This window comes from Cohnella cellulosilytica (assembly GCF_042431195.1).
In the GTDB taxonomy this organism is placed as follows: Bacteria; Bacillota; Bacilli; order Paenibacillales; family Paenibacillaceae; genus Cohnella; species Cohnella cellulosilytica.
Map to the genome: position 1 here is coordinate 1 of NZ_JBHMDN010000064.1, position 565 is coordinate 565.

Below are 565 nucleotides of genomic sequence, written 5' to 3' on the forward strand. Positions count from 1 at the left end.
GGGTAGATGATTGGGGTGAAGTCGTAACAAGGTAGCCGTATCGGAAGGTGCGGCTGGATCACCTCCTTTCTAAGGAGCTCTTCGGAGCTAAAAAGACCACGGTCGCGCAAGCGAAGTGGCAAATCGTTTCTTACGCTCAAGTTCAGTTTTGAAAGAGCAATCCCCGCTTAGGCGGTTATGCCTTTCAACTTGTACCTTGAAAACTGGATAGCGAACCAAACGACATGAACGTCTTCGGATGAACATGTTAGCGCGAAAGAAGAAGTATCGTCTTGCCTTACTAGTGTCAACTAGCACATGGTTTCATGTGTAAGCGAAGATGTATCGGTTCTGTTCGACTTGCGAATACGCGTTGCGCGCCGTCCTCGACGGAGCATGGCAATGAGGATTCGCCGGAGATAAAGAATCGAAACATCGCAGCGGACTGACAACCGAATATTGCCCTAACGGTCAATATTAACGGTTGCAGGTAGGTTAAGCTAATAAGTGCGCACGGAGGATGCCTAGGCGCCAGGAGCCGATGAAGGACGCGACGAACCGCGATAGTGCTTCGGGGAGTTGTAAG

General features: G+C 50.3%; 2 rRNA genes. Both read left to right on the top strand.

The features are described 5' to 3' along the window. A 16S ribosomal RNA gene (locus ACFFT4_RS30235) occupies positions 1-69 on the top strand; the annotation flags it as partial. 403 nt (positions 70-472) lie between these two features. Continuing rightward, positions 473-565: ribosomal RNA gene (locus ACFFT4_RS30240) — 23S ribosomal RNA — on the top strand; the annotation flags it as partial.